This is a genomic window from Methylobacterium ajmalii, assembly GCF_036448855.1.
Classification (GTDB): domain Bacteria; phylum Pseudomonadota; class Alphaproteobacteria; order Rhizobiales; family Beijerinckiaceae; genus Methylobacterium; species Methylobacterium ajmalii.
In genome coordinates, this window is record NZ_JAZFXT010000063.1 from 1 (window position 1) to 16,763 (window position 16,763).

Below are 16,763 nucleotides of genomic sequence, written 5' to 3' on the forward strand. Positions count from 1 at the left end.
CGACCAACATCCTCCGCGAGCCTCCCGTTCCGAATGCGGGAGGCAGTCTGGATGAAGTATCCTGGGGGTCCCGTTTGGACGCCGATCACCCCGGAAACGGGGTCCTTATTCCACGCCTAATCACATCCCCGCGGCAGGCGCCTCTCCCTGACCCACGACGGCGAGGGCCGGGTGGTGGCCGAGGAGGATTTCGACGGCCGGCGCACGGAGTACACCCGCGATCCGGCCGGGCGGGTGACGCAGACGCGCAAGCCCGACGGGTCGCGGCTCGTCTACACCTACGACCGCTCCGACCGGCTCACTGCGATCCGCACGTTTGCCGCCGACGACCCGGAGGGGGCGCGCCCGCGGGACGAGACGCATCTGCGCTACGACGGCCGCGGGCTGCTGGTCGAGGCGTCGAGCCGGGCGGCGCGGGTGGTGCTGGAGCGGGACGGCAACGGCCGGATCGTGGCCGAGACGACCAACGGGCGCCGGGTCGAGAGCCGGCTCGACGGGCTCGGGCGGCGGATCGAGCGGCGGATCAAGGCGGGTCAGCCGGGCGCGAGCCTGGTGCGGATCGGGCGCGATCCCCTCGGGGCCCTGGCCTCGCTGACCATCGACGACCACGCACCGCTGGCGTTCACCCGCGACCCGCTCGGGCGCGAGACGCGGCGGGCGTCCTCGAAAGGATGACAGGCTGTCTACGACGAAGTCCGCCGGCGGCATGCCGGCGGGGAGCCCCTGCTCGCGATCGCCCGTGCCCTGGGCTGGCGCGTGCGACGGTGCGCAAATATGCGAGCGTCGAAGCGTTCCCGGCGCGGCTACCTCACGGTGCCGGTCCGAGCCTGCTTGATCCGCACGCCGCGTACCTGGCGGGGCGGATCGACGAGGGCTGCGAGAACGCGATGGCCCTGTGGCGCGAGATCCGGGAACGGGGCGATCCCGGGACGAGCCGGCAGGGCCACCGCCTCGTCGCCGAGCGCCGGACGAGGCTGGTCCGATCAGGCCGCCCCCTCTGGGCGAGGGCCAGCGTGCATCCCAGCGGCCCGGCACGGAAGCTCCAGTGCCGCCCGCAGGGCAAATGGCGCGATTGCTCGCCCAGCCCCCCTCAGAGCGGGATGCGAGCGATGCAGCCATGGTGCGGGCCGCAGGGAAGGGCAGGACCGTCACTAATGATCAGGATGCGGACGCCGCAGCGGACATCGCCGCCTGGATCACGCGAGCACGGAGCTGCGACGCTTCTGCCATCGCGACGTTCGCCTCGGGATTGGAGGCGGATATCGCGGCCGTCCGGGCTGCTCTCACGGAGCCACGGAGTAGCGGCCAGCGGAAGGCCAGGTCAACCGATTCAAGCTCATCGAGCGCCAGTCGCGCTTGGTGCAGCGCAGATCGCGATCAGCGTCCTCGTCAACGCGGCGATCGCGGTCTCGGCCGGATCGAGCGCGGTATTTCTGACCCGGCGGCCCTCCTTCGCGGTCGTCCAGCGCTGGGTGATGGGAACGGTGCTGGCCGCGCTCGCGGTGCGGATGGCGACGGAGGTGCGCCGCTGAGGCGTTGGAGCCGGCCCTACCCCGCGAGCGCGAGCAGCCGGTCGGCGTCGACATGGGCCGCGAGATGGTCGGCCAGCCGGTCGAGCACGCGCTCGATCACCGCCTCGTAGGCCTCCGGCCCCGGCGCGGCGCCGAGGCGGGAGAGCCACAGGGCGCGCTGGCCCTCGTCGGCGAAGAGGCCGTGCACGTAGGTGCCGCAGACGAGCCCGTCGGCCGAGACGGCGCCGTCGGGGCGGCCGTCGGCGAGGCGCACGAGCGGGCGCGCCGCGTCGGGGCCGGCGGTCTCCCCCACATGCATCTCGTAGCCGGTGAACGGGGTCTCGTCCGGCAGGCTGACGCCGCGGGCCGCCGCCAGCCGCTTCTCGGGCGTGAGCACCGTCGCGACGTCGAGGAGGCCGAGGCCCGCCACCGTGCCGGGCGGGCCCTCGATGCCGTGCGGGTCGCTCAGGGAGGTGCCGAGCATCTGGTAGCCGCCGCACAGGCCGAGCACCCGCCCGCCGCGGCGGCGATGGGCCAGGATGTCGACGTCCCAGCCCTGCGCGCGCAGGAAGGCGAGGTCGGGGATGGTGGTCTTCGAGCCCGGCAGCAGCACGAGGTCGGCCGAGGCGGGGATCGGCCGGCCGGGCTCGACCAGCACCACGCTCACCCCGGGCTCGGCCCGCAGGGGGTCGAGGTCGTCGAAATTGGCGATGCGCGGCAGGACGGGCACCGCCACGACCTTGCCGCCGGGCCGCTCGGCGCCCCTGAGGCCCAAGACGTCCTCGGCCGGCAGCCACGCCGCGTCGGGAAAATGCGGGATCAGCCCGAGCGATTCCCAGCCGGTGCGGGCGGCGATCAGCTCCATCCCGTCGGCGAACAGCGCGGGGTCGCCGCGGAAGCGGTTGACGAGGAAGCCGCGGACCATCGCGGCATCCTCCGGATCGATCACCGCCTTGGTGCCGACGAGGCTCGCGATCACCCCGCCGCGGTCGATGTCGCCAAGGAGGATCACCGGCGTGCCGGTGGCGCGGGCAAACCCCATATTGGCGATGTCGCCCCGGCGCAGGTTGACCTCGGAGGCCGAGCCCGCGCCCTCGACGAGGACGAGGTCGGATTCCGCCCGCAGGCGCCCGAAGCTCTCGACGACCGCCGCGAGCAGGCGCGGCTTCCAGTCCTGGTATTCGCGGGCCCGGGCCGTGCCGACCATGCGGCCCTGCACCACCACCTGCGAGCCGATCTCGCTCTGGGGCTTCAACAGCACCGGGTTCATGTGCACCGAGGGCGCCACGCCCGCGGCCCGGGCCTGGAGCGCCTGGGCGCGGCCGATCTCGCCGCCATCGGCCGTGACGGCGGCGTTGTTCGACATGTTCTGCGGCTTGAACGGCCTGACCCTGAGGCCCCGGCGGGCGTAGAGGCGGGCGAGCCCGGCGACGATCAGCGACTTGCCGACATCCGAGCCGGTGCCCTGGATCATCAGGGCCCGGGCGGTCACGCGGCGCCTCCGGCACTCCGCCGCTTCCCCACGCGCATGGCTGCTCCGGGTGACCCGGCCGCGCCGCTGCGGCGCGGGCCGGAAAAAATTCAGCAAACCTCGACGGTGCCGCGGCCGGTGTGGCGCGGCGGTCATAGGCGTTCGGCCACGCTCAAGCTAGCGTGGCGCCACATATCCGTCCAACCGAGGCGCCGTCCAGTGTTCAAGTCCTTCCTGCTCGCCGGCGTCGCCGCGACCCTCCTCGCCGGTGCCGCCACCGCCGCCGACCTGCCGCGCCGCGTCGCCCCGCCGCCGGTATTCACCCCCGTCCCGGTCTTCACCTGGACCGGCTTCTACGGCGGCCTGCACACCGACTACACCTTCACCGACCGCCAGCGCATCACCACGCTCGGCAACGACCTGACCCCGACCAACACGATCGGCAACGTCGCGACCCTGCGCCGCCCGCCGTCGGTGCGCAACGAGCAGGACGGCCTCGCCAACATCGGCGGCGGCTTCGGCTACAACTACCAGTTCACGCCGGGCTCGGGCTTCGTGGTCGGCGTCCAGGCCGACTGGGCCTGGAACGACATCCACAAGAACACCTTCTACCTCGGCCCGCAGCTCGCCGCGAACAACGGCTTCTCGGACCCGAGCGCCTTCCGTCAGGAGCTGTCCTGGCTCGGCACCGTCGTCGGCCGCGTCGGCTACGCCTTCGACCGCGTCTTCGTCTACGGCATGGGCGGCTTCGCCTATGGCGGCGTCGACTACCGCGCCAACTTCTACACCACCGCCGGCGCCAACCCGCCGCTCGCGCTGGCCTATACCGGCCGCTACAACGACCTCGAGACCGGCTACGCCTATGGCGGCGGCATCGAGTACGCCCTGCCGACCGACTCGATCTTCTCGCGCTTCAGCGTCCTCAGCCTGATCGGCGTGAAGTCCGAGGCGGTGACGGTGAAGGCCGAGTACCTGCACTACGACCTCGGCAGCCGCAACGTGCTGGTGAACAACACCGGCCTCGCGGTGAACAACGGCGTCGGCGCCCAGCCGCGCGGCTCCTACACCTCGCGCTTCCACACCGAGGGCAACCTCGTGCGCGCCGGCTTCAGCTACAAGTTCAACGGCCTCTGATCCGCACGGATCGGCTGAGCCGCATCGGCGGGCCTATTCGGGCCCGCCCGTCTTCACGGCCGCGGGGCCAATCGCCCGGCGGCCGTTTTTGTTGTCGACGGAGCCGCCCATGGATGACGCACCTGCCGGGGTCCTCCTCCGTCGCGCCGTTCCGGACGACGCACCGGCACTCGCCGACCTGATCGGGCAGCTCGCCGCGCATCACGGCGACCAGGCGACGACCGATGCGGCGGCCCTGCGGGCCGACCTGTTCGGCCCATCGCCCTGGGCGACCGCCCTGGTCGCCGAGGATGGGACGAGCCTCGTCGGCCTGTAACGCGCCCAGGAGGCGACGCGGGTCATGAACCTGCACCATCTCTTCGTCGCCCCGGGCGCGCGCTGCGCCGGCATCGGCCGAACGCTGATCCGGGCGGCCGAGGCGGAAGCGAGAGCCCAGGGGTGCGTCCGCCTCGTCGTGGGGATCCATCCCGACACCAACGCGCGCAATCGTACGATCGGATGCCGGGATTCGCCGACCGGCCGCCCGGAGGCCCGGGGTTCGCCCGCTCGCTCGTGCCCGAGCGCACCGGTCCGGGCGCCGCCCGGTAGGCGACGCGACCGACGGGCCGGAAGGTGCCGGCCGGGCGCCGCCTTCAGCCGCAACCGGTCGCAGCCTCGACCCCGTCCACGCGACAGCGTGCATCGAAGCTGCGGGCCAGTTCGCCGAGGCTGACCGCGGCCAGCCGCGCGACGAGCAGCGCCTCGGCCTCGCGCAGCGTGCCCTCCACCGCCTCGTTGACCACCCGCTCGACGGCGCAGGCCGGGTTCGGATGGTCGCTGCCGATCGCGAAGAGATGGGGACCGCCGACCGCGCGATGGACGTCGAGCAGCGAGACCCCGTCGAGATTCGCCGCGAGGGTCCAGCCGCCGCCATGTCCCTTGTCGGACCGGACGTAACCGGCCTCGCGCAAGCCCGCCATCGTGCGGCGGACGACGACCGGATTGGTGCCGAGCATCCGCCCGATCGCCTCGGAGGTCATCGGCCCGTCGTGGCGGGCCATGTGCAGGAGGACGTGGAGGGTCCGGGAAAGGCGGCTGTCGGTGCGCACGGCGCCATCCTCCACGGGACGGCCGGATTGGCAAGCAGTCCGACTTACGATACTTTTGAAGTTACGTGATTCGAGATCACGAAGCGGAGGAGCGTCGGCGATGCGCGAGTTCGAGGATCCCGCCCGGTGGGACAAGGTGGCGGAGCATTACGAAGAGACCGCGCATCCGTTCACCGCGCGCTTCGCCGAGGCGGCGCTCGCGCGGGTGCCGCTGATCCCGGGCAGCCGCGTCCTCGACGTGGCGACGGGGACGGGCGCCCTCGCGCACGCTGCGGCGCGAACGGGCGCGCAGGTCCTGGCCGTCGATTTCTCGCCCGCCATGGTCGCCCGCGTGGCGGCCTCGGCCCAGCCCGATATCGAGGCGCGGGTGATGGACGGGCAGGCCCTCGCCCTGCCGGATGCCGGCTTCGACGCCGTGTTCTCGATCTTCGGCGTGATCCTGTTTCCCGACTGGCGCCGGGGGCTCGCCGAGATGGCCCGGGTGACGAAGCCCGGCGGCCACGGCGTGGTGGCGGCCTGGCGGGAGCAGGGCGCGGCCAGCTTCCTGCTGCTGCGCCGGATCCGCGAGAGGCTGTTTCCCGACCGCGCCGCAATGGCGATGCCCGACGGCGTGGGGATCCTGGGCGACCCGGACCGGCTGGCCCGGGAGATGGTCGCGGCCGGGTATCGCGCGCCGGAGATCACCCCTGTCGTATTCGACTACGATCTCGACGTCGCGCGTCTCGACACCCCCGACACCGTGTTCGGCCTATCGCCCGACTGGACGAGCCTCGACGACGCGGACAAGGCGGCGGTGATCGCCGAGGCGCGCCGCATGGCGGAGGGACGCTCCGTCCTGCCGATCGCCTCGACCGCCCTGATCGCGGCGGCCGTGCGCTGAGGCGCGCGACCCTCTACTCCCGCCCCGCCTCGCGCAGGTGGCGGATGATGCCCGAGAAGTCCGTGCCCCCCTGCCCCGCCGCCTCGAAGGCGGCGTAGATCGCCTCGGCATGGGCGCCGAGGGGCGTCGCGGCGCCGGCGCCCGCGGCGGCCTCCTGCGACAGGCGCAGGTCCTTCAGCATCAGGGCGGCGGCGAAGCCCGGCTTGTAGTCGGCGTTGGCCGGCGAGGCCGGAACCGGGCCCGGCACCGGGCAGTAGGTGGTGAGCGACCAGCACTGGCCCGACGAGGTCGAGGCGACGTCGAACAGGGCCTGATGCGACAGGCCGAGCTTTTCCGCCAGCACGAAGGCCTCGGCGACGCCGATCATCGAGATGCCGAGGATCATGTTGTTGCAGATCTTGGCCGCCTGGCCGGCGCCGGCCTCGCCGCAATGCACGACCTTGCGGCCCATCTTCGCGAGGATCGGCTCGGCCCGGGCGAAGGCGTCGGCCGAGCCGCCCGCCATGAAGGTCAGGGTCGCGGCCTTGGCGCCGCCGACACCGCCGGAGACCGGGGCGTCGAGGCCGGCGAGCCCGCGTCCCTGCGCCTTCTCGTGCGCGGCGCGAGCGCTCGCCACGTCGATGGTCGAGCAGTCGATCAAGAGCGCACCCGCCGCCACATGGGGCAGCACCGCATCGTAGACCGCCAGGACGTGACGCCCCGCCGGCAGCATGGTGACGACGATCTCGGCCCCCGTCACCGCGGCCTCGGCGCTCTCGGCCACCGTCACGCCGGCCGCGCGGGCGACGTCGAGGGCGTCGGGCATCAGGTCGAAGCCGGTCACGGCGTGGCCCGCCGCGACAAGGTTGGCGGCCATCGGCCCGCCCATGTTGCCGAGGCCCAGGAATGCGATCTGCGTCATCGTTGTCTTCCGTCTTGCCGTGTGGTTGATTGAAGCGACTACGGAGAATCCGTACATCCATGGCGAACCGGTTCACCTGGGATGAACGGAAGGCGGCTTCGAACCTTCGCCGGCACGGCGTTGCGTTCGAGATCGCCCTGATGGCATTCCGGGATCCCTTCGCCGTGGAGCAGATCGACGACAGGGGGGATTACGGCGAGGAGCGCATCAACATGCTCGGCATGTGTGACGGCGTCATCCTGTTCGTGACCTATACGGAACGCGGGGAGGAGATCCGCCTGATCTCCGCGCGACGGGCAGAGCGACATGAGCGAGACCGTTATTTCCGCGAGAATTCGGCCTGACGGCAGCGTGGTGCGGTGCCACCCGGATGGGAGCGAGACGCCGTTCGCACCGGCACCGCTGCGGCCGATGAGCGATGAGGAGGTCGCGCGCGCAGCGGCGGCGGATCCCGACGCGCGCCCGACGAGCCCGGAGAGCGCGGCCAGCGCCCGGCGCCTGCCCCGAATCCGCACGCTGCGGCGGGCCCTCGCGCTGACCCAGGAAGAATTCGCAGCGCGCTATCACATCCCGCTCGGCACCCTGCGGGACTGGGAGCAGGGCCGCACGGTTCCGGATCAGCCCGCCCAGGCCTACCTGACGGTCATCGCGCACGATCCCGAGGGGGTCAGTCGGGCCCTCGCGGCGCGCCCCGTCTGACGCGGTCATGCCTCAGCTCCCCACCAGGCCCCGCGCCACGATCACCCGCATGATCTCGTTGGTGCCCTCCAGGATCTGGTGCACCCGCAGGTCGCGGACGATCTTCTCCACCCCGTATTCCGACAGGTAGCCGTAGCCGCCGTGGAGCTGGAGCGCCTCGTTGGCGACCCGGAAGCCGGTATCGGTGGCGAAGCGCTTGGCCATCGCCGAGCGCTGGGTGGCGTCGGGATCCTTGCGGTCGAGGGCCGCCGCCGCGCCGTAGAGGAGCGCGCGGGCGGCTTCCAGCTCCGTCGCCATGTCGGCGAGGCGGAACTGCAGCGCCTGGAATTCGTCGAGGCGCTTCCCGAAGGCCTTGCGCTCGGCCATGTACGCCAAGCTCTTGTCGAGGGCGGCCTGCGCGCCGCCGAGCGAGCAGGCGCCGATGTTGAGCCGGCCGCCGTCGAGTCCCGCCATGGCGATGCGAAAGCCGATCCCCTCCTCGCCGAGGCGGTTCTCGACCGGCACCCGGCACCCTTCGAAGATCACCGCCCGGGTCGGCTGGGCGTTCCAGCCCATCTTGCGCTCGTTCGGGCCGAAGGACAGGCCGGGCGCGTCGGCGGGCACCACCAGGGTCGAGATGCCCTTCGGTCCCGCCTCGCCGGTACGCACCATCGTCACGTAGAAATCCGCCGCGCCGGCGCCCGAGATGAACTGCTTGGCGCCGTCGAGGACGTAATGGTCGCCGTCGCGGCGCGCGGTGGTGCGCAGCGACGCGGCATCCGAGCCCGAGCCCGGCTCGGTCAGGCAATAGGCGGCGACCTGATCCATCCGGCACAAGCCCGGCAGGAAGCGCGCGCGCTGGCCCTCCGACCCGAACCGGTCGATCATCCAGGCGGCCATGTTGTGGATCGACAGGAAGGCCGCAACCGTCGGGCAGCCGAGGCTCAGCGCCTCGAAGATCAGGGCGGCGTCGAGCCGGGTCAGCCCCGAGCCGCCATGCTCCTCGGAAACATAGATGCCGCCCATGCCGAGGGCGGCGGCTTCCCGCAGCACGTCGAGAGGGAAATGCTTGCGCTCGTCCCAGTCGAGGGCGTGCGGCGCGATCCGCTCGGCCGCGAAGCTGCGCGCCATGTCGCGGATCGCGACCTGGTCCTCGGGGAGGGTGAACAGGGTCATGGCGGCGGTTCCTCCCGTTCTGTGTCGACTATTGTCTGTGCCCGGCCTTGGAATGGGGCGGGTTTCTCCTCTCCCCGCGGGCGGGGAGAGGGCTGTGTCTCCGTTCAGGAGACGCAGCAAGCGGAGGCTTAGCCGGAGCGAGGGTGAGGGGGTGTTTCCGGATGAAACTCTTCCGGCACCACCCCCTCACCCTCGCCCTGTGGGCTCCCTTCACCCCCGACAAGGGGGGTGAAGGCCTCTCCCCGCCCGCGGGGAGAGGGGAAACCCGTGCCACTCGCGTAAAGCCCGGATGGCTCCCGCACGCCTGACAGGCGTTACTGCATCACCGGCATCGAGAACTGCGCGCCCTCCTTCACCCCCGACGGCCAGCGCTGGGTGACCGTCTTGGTCTTGGTGTAGAAGCGCACCGCGTCGGGCCCGTGCTGGTTGAGGTCGCCGAAGCCCGAGCGCTTCCAGCCGCCGAAGGTGTAGTAGGCCAGCGGCACCGGGATCGGCACGTTGATGCCGACCATGCCGACCTGGACCTTGGCGGCGAAGTCGCGGGCCGCGTCGCCGTCGCGGGTGAAGATCGCGACGCCGTTGCCGTATTCGTGCTCGTTGGGGAGCCGCAGGGCCTCGGCGTAGTCCTTGGCCCGCACCACCGACAGCACGGGGCCGAAGATCTCCTCCTTGTAGATGCGCATCTCCGGCGTGACGTGGTCGAACAGGCAGCCGCCCATGTAGAAGCCGTTCTCGTAGCCCTGCATCTTGAAGCCCCGGCCGTCGACCGCGAGCTTGGCGCCCTCGTTCACGCCGATCTCCACGTAGTTGCGCACCCGCTCCAGCGCCGCCTTGGTCACCAGCGGGCCGTAATCGGCGCTCGGGTCGGTGGACGGGCCGATCTTCAGGCTCTCGACCCGCGGGATCAGCTTGCTCATCAGGGCGTCGGCGGTCTTCTCGCCGACCGGCACCGCCACCGAGACCGCCATACAGCGCTCGCCAGCCGAGCCGAAGCCGGCGCCCATCAGGGCGTCGACGGCCTGGTCCATGTCGGCATCCGGCATGATGATCATGTGGTTCTTGGCGCCGCCGAAGCACTGGGCGCGCTTGCCCGTCGCGGTCGCCCGGGCATAGACGTACTGGGCGATGTCGGAGGAACCGACGAAGCCGACCGCCTGGATGATGTCGTCGTCGAGGATCGCGTCGACCGCCTCCTTGTCGCCGTTGACGACGTTGAGGATGCCGGCCGGCAGCCCGGCCTCGATCATCAGCTCGGCGAGGCGCATCGGCACGCCCGGATCGCGCTCCGAGGGCTTGAGGATGAAGGCGTTGCCGCAGGCGATGGCGGGGGCGAACTTCCACATCGGGATCATGGCGGGGAAGTTGAACGGCGTGATGCCGGCGACCACGCCGAGCGGCTGGCGCATCGAGTAGATGTCGATGCCGGGACCCGCCCCTTCCGTGTACTCGCCCTTCTGCAGGTGCGGGATGCCGCAGGCGAACTCCACCACCTCGACGCCGCGCTGGATGTCGCCCTTGGCGTCGGGAATCGTCTTGCCGTGCTCGCGGGCGAGAAGGTCGGCGAGGCTGTCCATCTCGCGGGCGACGAGGTCGAGGAAGCGCATCATCACCCGGGCGCGGCGCTGCGGGTTGGTGGCGGCCCAAGCCACCTGCGCCTTGGCGGCGTTCTCGATGGCCGCGCGCATCTCGTCCCGGCTCGCGAGCGCCAGGCGCCCGATCACCTCGCCGGTCATCGGCTGGTAGAGGTCCGAGAAGCGGCCCGAGCGGCCGGAAACGTGCTCGCCGCCGATGAAGTGCCCGACTTCGCGCGCCATGAGGGATCCTCCCTGGATCAGATGTCTTGGACGCACCTTGCCCTGGCGATCCGCATGACGGAAGGGGCAGGAGAGCGGAACGGGTGTGCGCGGATGCGGGAACCGGACGGGGCCGAGGACGACGGGATACGGGGCGACGGGGCCAGGAGCGATGGGGCCAGGAGCAGCGACGGGACGCGGGGCGACGTGTGGGACGATTACCGCTTCGTGCTGGCGGTGCACCGGGCCGGCACGGTCTCGGCGGCGGCGCGCCGGCTCGGGGTCGACCACGCGACGGTGATCCGGCGGATCGACCGGCTGGAGCGGCGGCTCTCCGAGAAGCTCTTCCACCGCCGCGCCTCGGGCTACACCGCGACGCAGGCCGGGCTGGCGCTGGTCGTTACCGCCGACGGGATCGAATCGGCGATCATCCACGGCGAGGCGGCGATCGGCCGGGCGGCCTCGCAGCTCGTCGGCACGGTGCGGATCGGCGCGCCGGACGGCTTCGGCAGCGCCTTCCTGGCCCCCCGCCTGACCGGCCTGATCGAGCGCCACCCTCAGCTCGACATCGAGCTCGTGGCGACGGCCCGGCTGTTCAGCCTCTCGAAGCGCGAGGCCGACATCGCCATCGGCCTGAGCCTGCCGCCGGAGGGCCGCATCGTCGGGCGCAAGCTCACCGACTACGCGCTCAAGCTCTACGCCGCCCCCGCCTACCTCTCCCGGCATCCGCCGATCCGGGAGCGGCGCGACCTTCAGGGCCACCGCTTCGTCGGCTACATCGACGAGCTGCTCTACTCGCCGGAACTCGACTACCTGCACCAGGTCGCCCCCGGGGCCGGGGCGCGGCTTCGCAGCGCCAACCTCAACGCCCAGCTCCAGGCGACGGTGGCGGGCCTCGGCGTCGCGGTGCTGCCCTGCTTCATGGCCGCCCGGCGCCCGGACCTCGCCTGCGTGCTGCCGGACGCGGTGTCGCTCACCCGCAGCTTCTGGCTGATGATGCACGCCGACAGCCGCGACCTCGCCCGCATCCGGGCGGTGGCCGAGCACATCTACGCGGTGGTCGAGGCGGAGCGGGACCTGTTCGCACCGGGGGGCTGAGGCGGTCCCGGGGGTGGCGCAGGGCCCGACCCTACTCCCCCAGGATCGCCACCGCCCGGGTCCAGCCCGCCGAGGCGCCCTTGATCTTCACCGGGAAGCACGCGACCGTGAACCCGGTCGCCGGCAGGGCCTCCAGGTTGGCGAGCTTCTCGATCTGGCAGTAGCCGGCCTCGCGCCCGGCCTTGTGGCCCTCCCAGATCAGGCCCGCATCGCCGGTCGCCGCGTAGCGGCGGGCGGTGTGGGAGAACGGCGCGTCCCAGCTCCAGGCATCGGTGCCGACGACGCGCACGCCCTGCCCGGTCAGGTGCAGGGTCGCGGCCCGGCCCATGCCGCAGCCGGAATCGACGTAGTCGGCCTGCCCGAAACGGGCGCCGGCGCCCGTGTTCACCAGAACGATGTCGAAGGGCTTCAGGACATGGCCGATGCGGGCGAGCTCGCGGTCGATCTCGTCGGGCATCACGACGTGGCCGTCGGGCAGGTGGCGGAAATCGAGCTTCACGCCGGGCCGGTAGCACCAGTCGAGGGGCACCTCGTCGATGGTGATCGCCCGGGCGCCGCCGTCCATGGTCGGGTGGTAGTGCCAGGGCGCGTCGAGATGGGTGCCGTTATGGGTCGTGAGCTGCACGCTCTCGACCGCCCAGCCCTGGCCGTCCGGCAGGTCCTCGGGCTTCAAGCCCGGAAACAGCGCGGCGACCATCGGAGCCGAGGCCGCGTGGTCCATGTAGGTCACGGTCGGCCGCTGGAACGGCGGGTCGGCCGGAACGTCGTTCTCGATCGCGATCGAGAGGTCGATCAATCGGGGCATTCCGGGGGCTCCTGCGCGGGTCGGGCGACCTGCATCCTCCCGTCGCACGATCCTGGCAAGGGAACTCGAGCAAGGGAACTCGGGCAAGGAAACTCCGGCACACGCCCCCGAGACGAGACCATGGAACAAGGAACCCCGATGACGCCGACGATCCGCCCGATCGAGGATGCCGACATACCGGCGGTGATCGCCCTTTGGCACGCGGCCGGCGTGGCGCGACCCTGGAACGACCCGGCCACCGACATCGCCTTCGCCCGGCGGGGGCCGCACGGCACCGTGCTGGTGGCGGAGATCGAGGGGTCGGTCGCCGCCACCGCGATGGCCGGCGAGGACGGGCACCGCGGCTGGCTCTACTACGTGGCGGTGGCGCCCGAGCGTCGGGGCGGCGGGCTCGGGCGCGTCATGGTCGAGGCGGCGGAGGCGTGGCTCGCCGCGCGCGGCGTCTGGAAGGTGCAGCTCCTGGTCCGGCGGGAGAACGACGGCGTCCTCGGGTTCTACGACCATCTCGGCTACCGCGACACGAACGCCGTCTGCCTGCAGCGGGTGATCGCGCCGGCGTGAGGCCCGTCGCGCCCGGCTACGCCCCTCCCCCCTCCCGCCCCGGCCAGATCACCCAGTGCAGGTCCGGCGTCTCGGCGAAGAGCCGGCGGTGCTGGCTCACCGCATAGTTGTCGGTCATGCCGGCGATGAAGTCGGCGACGCGGCGGGGCGTGCGGGGGTCGTCGGGACCGGAGAGGCCCGCGCTCCATTCCTCGGGCATCCGGGTCGGGTCGCGGCGGAACGTCGAGAACAGGTCCTCGACGATCGCGGCGGCGCGGCGGCGCACCGCCATCACGCCGGGATGGCGGTACATCCGGGCGAACAGGAAGGTCTTGATGTCCCGGTCGGCCGCCGCCATCGGCTCCGAGAAGGCGACCACCGGGGCGGCGGCGTGGCGGATCGCGGCGGCATTCGCCGGCTGCAGGGCGGCGAGGCGCCGCTCGGCCTCGGCGATCACGTCCTCGACGAAGCGGGTGATGACCCGGCGGGCGAGCTCATGCACCACCCGCGAGCGCTCGAGGCCCGGATAGGCGGTCCGGATCTCGTCGAGGAGGCCGGCGAGGAACGGCACCTCGTTCAGGTCGTCGAGGCCGAACAGGTCGGCGCGCAGGCCGTCGTCGAGGTCGTGGGCGTCGTACGCGATGTCGTCGGCGAGCGCCGCCACCTGGGCCTCGGGCCCGGCGAAGGTCGCGAGCTCGAGGTCGTTGATCGCGTTGTACTCGGTGATCGCCACCGGGATGCCGCCCGTCGCGTAATGCGGCGTCGGCCGCCCGTCGCGGGTCAGGAGCGGGCCGTTGTGCTTGACCAGCCCCTCCAGGGTCTCCCAGGTCAGGTTGAGCCCGTCGAAGGTGGCGTAGCGGCACTCGAGCCGGGTCACCAGCCGCAGGGCCTGGGCGTTGTGGTCGAAGCCGCCATGCTCGGCCATGCAGGCATGCAGCGCGTCCTCGCCGGTATGGCCGAAGCAGGTGTGGCCGAGGTCGTGGGCCAGCGCCAGCGCCTCGGCCAGGTCCTCGTCGAGGCCGAGCGCGCGGGCGAGCGCCCGGGCGATCTGGCTCACCTCCAGGGTGTGGGTCAGGCGGGTGCGGTAATGGTCGCCCTCGTGATGGACGAACACCTGCGTCTTGTGCTTGAGCCGCCGGAAGGCGGCCGAGTGCACGATCCGGTCGCGGTCGCGCTGGAAGTCGCTGCGGGTCGGCGAGCCGGGTTCCGCGATCAGCCGCCCGCGCGACGCGGCAGGATCGCTGCCGTAGGGGGCCCGCCAGCGCTCGCCTGTCCGTCTCACGTCCCGTGCCCCCTCATCCGCCCGCGCGCCGCAGTTGCGGCCCGGGGCCGCCGTTCTTATGTTGCCATCGCACGCCGGACCCCCACCCGAGAAGCCGTCGATGACCCCGATCACCCTGACGTCCCGCGCCGCCCGCCGCATCAACGAGATCATGGGCGCCGAGCCCCCGGGCTCGATGCTGCGCATCAGCGTGAATGGCGGCGGCTGCTCCGGGTTCCAGTACGCCTTCGACATCGCGAAGGATCGCACCGACGACGACCTCGCGGTGGAGCGCGACGGCGCGACCGTCCTGGTCGATCCGACCTCCCTCCCGTACATGGAGGGCGCCACGATCGACTTCGTCAACGACCTGATCGGCCAGTCGTTCAAGATCGAGAACCCGCAGGCCACCGCCTCCTGCGGCTGCGGCACCTCGTTCTCCCTGTAATCTCGCCAGCCATCCTTCCGGGACGTTCCGCCATGACCCGCTCTCTGACAACGGGCGTGGCCCGGGCCGCGCTCGGTGTCGTCGCCTGCGCGACGCTGGCCGCCGCCCTGCCGGCGGCCGTGCCCCTCCTCGCCGGCCCGGCGCTCGCGCAGCAGCCCCCTGCCCCCACCGCCACGGTCGCCCTCGATGCGGTGGTGCTGCCGCTCGGCCCCGTCACCCTCAAGGCGCCGACGCTCGAGCTGCGCGGCACCGCCCTGTCGCGGGACGAAGCGCGGGCGATCCTGGACCCGGCCGGGCCGGCCCCGTGGCGCACGCGGCTCGAGCGCCTGAGCGCCCGCGAGATCGTGATCCCGGTCCTGCGGGTCGAGCAGCCCGCGGGCGGCCGGGTGCAGGTCGCGGTCTACCACGACGTCGTCGCCCGGGACGTGACGGCGGGCCGGATCGGCATCCTGGAGGCCGGCGGCGCCACCCTGACGGTCGAGGGGCCGGGCCCCGACGCGGCCGGCGCCTACGGCCGCCTGAGCGCCCGCGAGCTCGACCTGCCGGGCCTCGCGCGCCTCCTCACCGAGCCCGGCGGGCCCGATGCGGCGCCGATCCGAGTCTATGCCGGCGTCACCGCCGAGGACATCGCGCTGACCGGCCCCGACGGGGCGGCGTTCCGCATCGCTCGCATCGATGCCCGCGACCTCACCGGGCGGCCGACCACGATCCCGTGGGGCGAGACCGTCCGGGCGCTCGCGGAGGGTGCCGGCCGGAAGGACGCGCCGGAGCGCTCCCGCATGGCGGGCCTCGCCGCCGACCTGATCGACGGCCTCGGGATCGGCGGCCTCGAGATCAGCGGACTGACCCTGGCGTCGCCCGGCGGGCCGGCCGCGGGACCCGGCGCGAAGCCGGTCCTGGCCAGCCTGGCGCGGCTGACCTACGGGCCCGAGGGCGAGGCCAAACCCGGAGCCGGCAATACCGCAGCCGGCCAGCCCGGCCTCGGCGAGATGCGGGCCGAGGGGCTGGCCGTCGAGGCACCGGCCGGCCGCGTCGCGCTCAAGGGGCTGACCCTGTCGGGGCTGTCGCTCAAGCCGGTGCTGGAGGGCCTGCGCCGGGCCGCCGCCGGGCCGCTCGACCCGGCCGAGATGCGCCGCTACGCCCCGGCGCTCGCCCGCATCGCGGTGGAAAGCCTCGACGTCGACCTGCCGGCCCAAGGTTCGCCGGCCCAAGGTTCGCCGGTTCAAGGTTCACCGACCCCTGGGTCGCCGGCCCAGGGCCCGGGGGCGGACCCGCTCCGGCAGGCCTCGGGGCCGCTGCGCTTCGCCCTGCGCGGCGGGAGCCTCGCCATGAGCGAGGTGCGCGACGGGGTGCCGACCGCCTCGCGGCTGACCATCGACGGGCTGACCGGCGCGGTGCCGCCCGACACCACGGCGCCGCTCCTCTCCGACCTCGCCGGCCTCGGCTATACCGGCCTGGACCTCTCCGGCACCGTGGACGCCCGCTGGGACGAGGCCGCCCGCGAGCTGACCTTCAAGGACGTGACGCTGACCGGAAAGGACATGGGCACCGCCCGGATCACCGGCACGATCGGGGGGATCGGCAAGGAGGTGTTCGATCCCGAGCCGATGGTCTCGTCCCTGGCGCTGCTCGGCGCCAGCGCCAAGTCGCTGGCGCTCACGCTCGAGAATGGCGGCCTGTTCCAGCGCTTCGTCGACCAGCAGGCCAAGGCCCAGAGCCTGAAGCCCGAGGAGCTGCAGCGCGAATACGGCACCGCCGCGATGCTGGGGATCCCCGCCGTGCTCGGCGGCTCGCCGTCGGCCAAGGCGCTCGGCCAGGCGGTGTCGCGCTTCGTGGTCAAGCCCGGCCGTCTCTCGGTCAGCGCCGCCGCCAAGGACCCGGCCGGGCTCGGCCTGATCGACTTCAGCACCGCGCCGAGCCCGGGGAAGATCTTCGACCGCCTGACCGTGACCGCGACGGCGGAGTGACGCTGCAAAACG

18 protein-coding genes and 1 pseudogene are annotated in these 16,763 nt (G+C 72.4%); 12 read left to right on the plus strand and 7 right to left on the minus strand.

Annotation, left to right across the window (positions count from 1 at the left end; genetic code table 11):
* Positions 1-174 precede the first annotated feature (174 nt).
* Together V3T34_RS28625 and V3T34_RS25310 are read left to right on the plus strand one after the other, a co-directional pair.
* Positions 175-675 carry a hypothetical protein gene (locus V3T34_RS28625; RefSeq protein ID WP_407942773.1) on the plus strand — a complete coding sequence of 167 codons (501 nt, stop codon included), beginning with the start codon at positions 175-177 and terminating at the stop codon, positions 673-675.
* Positions 676-1,349: 674 nt separating this feature from the next.
* Positions 1,350-1,532: pseudogene (locus V3T34_RS25310) on the plus strand (LysE family translocator); the annotation flags it as partial.
* 16 nt (positions 1,533-1,548) lie between these two features.
* On the opposite strand, the gene V3T34_RS25315 reads toward V3T34_RS25310, so the two are convergent.
* The gene (locus V3T34_RS25315; protein ID WP_305076900.1) at positions 1,549-2,985 is read right to left on the minus strand and encodes a cobyric acid synthase; all 1,437 of its coding nucleotides are present in this window, start codon (positions 2,983-2,985) and stop codon (positions 1,549-1,551) included.
* Positions 2,986-3,201: 216 nt separating this feature from the next.
* Here V3T34_RS25315 and V3T34_RS25320 point away from each other — a divergent pair, with 216 nt between their 5' ends.
* The 3 genes from V3T34_RS25320 to V3T34_RS28630 all read left to right on the plus strand — a co-directional run bounded on the left by V3T34_RS25320 (position 3,202) and on the right by V3T34_RS28630 (position 4,828).
* Positions 3,202-4,116 carry an outer membrane protein gene (locus V3T34_RS25320; RefSeq protein ID WP_091752607.1) on the plus strand — a complete coding sequence of 305 codons (915 nt, stop codon included), beginning with the start codon at positions 3,202-3,204 and terminating at the stop codon, positions 4,114-4,116.
* Positions 4,117-4,225: 109 nt separating this feature from the next.
* Positions 4,226-4,432 carry a GNAT family N-acetyltransferase gene (locus V3T34_RS25325; protein ID WP_305076806.1) on the plus strand — a complete coding sequence of 69 codons (207 nt, stop codon included), beginning with the start codon at positions 4,226-4,228 and terminating at the stop codon, positions 4,430-4,432.
* A gap of 24 nt (positions 4,433-4,456) precedes the next feature.
* On the plus strand, positions 4,457-4,828 hold the full coding sequence (locus V3T34_RS28630) for a GNAT family N-acetyltransferase (RefSeq protein ID WP_407942774.1): 372 nt from the start codon (positions 4,457-4,459) through the stop codon (positions 4,826-4,828).
* Here V3T34_RS28630 and V3T34_RS25330 read toward each other — a convergent pair.
* On the minus strand, positions 4,749-5,204 hold the full coding sequence (locus tag V3T34_RS25330; RefSeq protein ID WP_060850731.1) for an Rrf2 family transcriptional regulator: 456 nt from the start codon (positions 5,202-5,204) through the stop codon (positions 4,749-4,751). The two genes, V3T34_RS28630 and V3T34_RS25330, sit on opposite strands and share 80 nt — an antisense overlap.
* 100 nt (positions 5,205-5,304) lie before the next feature.
* Between V3T34_RS25330 and V3T34_RS25335 the strand changes: the two genes are divergently transcribed.
* Entirely contained in the window at positions 5,305-6,084 is a 780-nt protein-coding gene (locus tag V3T34_RS25335) for a class I SAM-dependent methyltransferase (RefSeq protein ID WP_305076807.1), read from the plus strand.
* 13 nt (positions 6,085-6,097) lie between these two features.
* Here the strand turns inward: V3T34_RS25335 and mmsB are convergent, their stop codons facing one another.
* Positions 6,098-6,985: a 3-hydroxyisobutyrate dehydrogenase gene (gene mmsB / locus V3T34_RS25340; RefSeq protein WP_305076808.1), complete on the minus strand. Its 888-nt coding sequence runs from the start codon at positions 6,983-6,985 to the stop codon at positions 6,098-6,100.
* 59 nt (positions 6,986-7,044) lie between these two features.
* On the opposite strand from mmsB, the gene V3T34_RS25345 reads away from it, so the two are divergent.
* Both V3T34_RS25345 and V3T34_RS25350 read left to right on the plus strand, forming a co-directional pair.
* Positions 7,045-7,329 (plus strand): BrnT family toxin, encoded by a 285-nt coding sequence (locus tag V3T34_RS25345; protein ID WP_305076809.1) that lies wholly within the window; start codon positions 7,045-7,047, stop codon positions 7,327-7,329.
* A 67-nt stretch (positions 7,330-7,396) separates the two neighbouring features.
* A complete protein-coding gene (locus V3T34_RS25350) occupies positions 7,397-7,684 on the plus strand; it encodes a helix-turn-helix domain-containing protein (protein WP_091885594.1) in 288 nt (95 codons plus the stop codon).
* Between the two features lie 12 nt (positions 7,685-7,696).
* Here the strand turns inward: V3T34_RS25350 and V3T34_RS25355 are convergent, their stop codons facing one another.
* Entirely contained in the window at positions 7,697-8,839 is a 1,143-nt protein-coding gene (locus V3T34_RS25355) for an acyl-CoA dehydrogenase family protein (RefSeq protein ID WP_331369313.1), read from the minus strand.
* Between the two features lie 314 nt (positions 8,840-9,153).
* A complete protein-coding gene (locus V3T34_RS25360; RefSeq protein ID WP_200601893.1) occupies positions 9,154-10,653 on the minus strand; it encodes a CoA-acylating methylmalonate-semialdehyde dehydrogenase in 1,500 nt (499 codons plus the stop codon).
* A 186-nt stretch (positions 10,654-10,839) separates the two neighbouring features.
* Here V3T34_RS25360 and V3T34_RS25365 point away from each other — a divergent pair, with 186 nt between their 5' ends.
* Positions 10,840-11,730 carry a LysR family transcriptional regulator gene (locus V3T34_RS25365; RefSeq protein ID WP_305076811.1) on the plus strand — a complete coding sequence of 297 codons (891 nt, stop codon included), beginning with the start codon at positions 10,840-10,842 and terminating at the stop codon, positions 11,728-11,730.
* A 31-nt stretch (positions 11,731-11,761) separates the two neighbouring features.
* Here the strand turns inward: V3T34_RS25365 and V3T34_RS25370 are convergent, their stop codons facing one another.
* Positions 11,762-12,535: a cyclase family protein gene (locus V3T34_RS25370; protein WP_305076812.1), complete on the minus strand. Its 774-nt coding sequence runs from the start codon at positions 12,533-12,535 to the stop codon at positions 11,762-11,764.
* A 120-nt stretch (positions 12,536-12,655) separates the two neighbouring features.
* Between V3T34_RS25370 and V3T34_RS25375 the strand changes: the two genes are divergently transcribed.
* Positions 12,656-13,096 (plus strand): GNAT family acetyltransferase, encoded by a 441-nt coding sequence (locus V3T34_RS25375; RefSeq protein WP_305076813.1) that lies wholly within the window; start codon positions 12,656-12,658, stop codon positions 13,094-13,096.
* A gap of 16 nt (positions 13,097-13,112) precedes the next feature.
* On the opposite strand, the gene V3T34_RS25380 is transcribed toward V3T34_RS25375, so the two are convergent.
* A complete protein-coding gene (locus V3T34_RS25380) occupies positions 13,113-14,357 on the minus strand; it encodes a deoxyguanosinetriphosphate triphosphohydrolase (protein WP_305076814.1) in 1,245 nt (414 codons plus the stop codon).
* 100 nt (positions 14,358-14,457) lie between these two features.
* On the opposite strand from V3T34_RS25380, the gene erpA reads away from it, so the two are divergent.
* Complete coding sequence (gene erpA, locus V3T34_RS25385; RefSeq protein ID WP_048429502.1) at positions 14,458-14,784, plus strand: iron-sulfur cluster insertion protein ErpA; 327 nt, start codon at positions 14,458-14,460, stop codon at positions 14,782-14,784.
* 32 nt (positions 14,785-14,816) lie between these two features.
* Entirely contained in the window at positions 14,817-16,751 is a 1,935-nt protein-coding gene (locus V3T34_RS25390; RefSeq protein ID WP_331369314.1) for a hypothetical protein, read from the plus strand.
* Positions 16,752-16,763: the final 12 nt, after the last annotated feature.

Bases quoted from the DNA above. Each gene is read 5' to 3' on its own strand.
- V3T34_RS25335 (WP_305076807.1), top strand. From the start codon at position 5,305: ATGCGCGAGTTCGAGGATCCCGCCCGGTGGGACAAGGTGGCGGAGCAT.
- erpA (WP_048429502.1), top strand. From the start codon at position 14,458: ATGACCCCGATCACCCTGACGTCCCGCGCCGCCCGCCGCATCAACGAG.
- V3T34_RS25360 (WP_200601893.1), bottom strand. From the start codon at position 10,653: ATGGCGCGCGAAGTCGGGCACTTCATCGGCGGCGAGCACGTTTCCGGC.
- V3T34_RS25325 (WP_305076806.1), top strand. From the start codon at position 4,226: ATGGATGACGCACCTGCCGGGGTCCTCCTCCGTCGCGCCGTTCCGGAC.
- V3T34_RS28630 (WP_407942774.1), top strand. From the start codon at position 4,457: ATGAACCTGCACCATCTCTTCGTCGCCCCGGGCGCGCGCTGCGCCGGC.
- V3T34_RS25345 (WP_305076809.1), top strand. From the start codon at position 7,045: ATGGCGAACCGGTTCACCTGGGATGAACGGAAGGCGGCTTCGAACCTT.
- V3T34_RS25350 (WP_091885594.1), top strand. From the start codon at position 7,397: ATGAGCGATGAGGAGGTCGCGCGCGCAGCGGCGGCGGATCCCGACGCG.
- mmsB (WP_305076808.1), bottom strand. From the start codon at position 6,985: ATGACGCAGATCGCATTCCTGGGCCTCGGCAACATGGGCGGGCCGATG.
- V3T34_RS25375 (WP_305076813.1), top strand. From the start codon at position 12,656: ATGGAACAAGGAACCCCGATGACGCCGACGATCCGCCCGATCGAGGAT.
- V3T34_RS25390 (WP_331369314.1), top strand. From the start codon at position 14,817: ATGACCCGCTCTCTGACAACGGGCGTGGCCCGGGCCGCGCTCGGTGTC.
- V3T34_RS25355 (WP_331369313.1), bottom strand. From the start codon at position 8,839: ATGACCCTGTTCACCCTCCCCGAGGACCAGGTCGCGATCCGCGACATG.
- V3T34_RS25370 (WP_305076812.1), bottom strand. From the start codon at position 12,535: ATGCCCCGATTGATCGACCTCTCGATCGCGATCGAGAACGACGTTCCG.
- V3T34_RS25315 (WP_305076900.1), bottom strand. From the start codon at position 2,985: ATGATCCAGGGCACCGGCTCGGATGTCGGCAAGTCGCTGATCGTCGCC.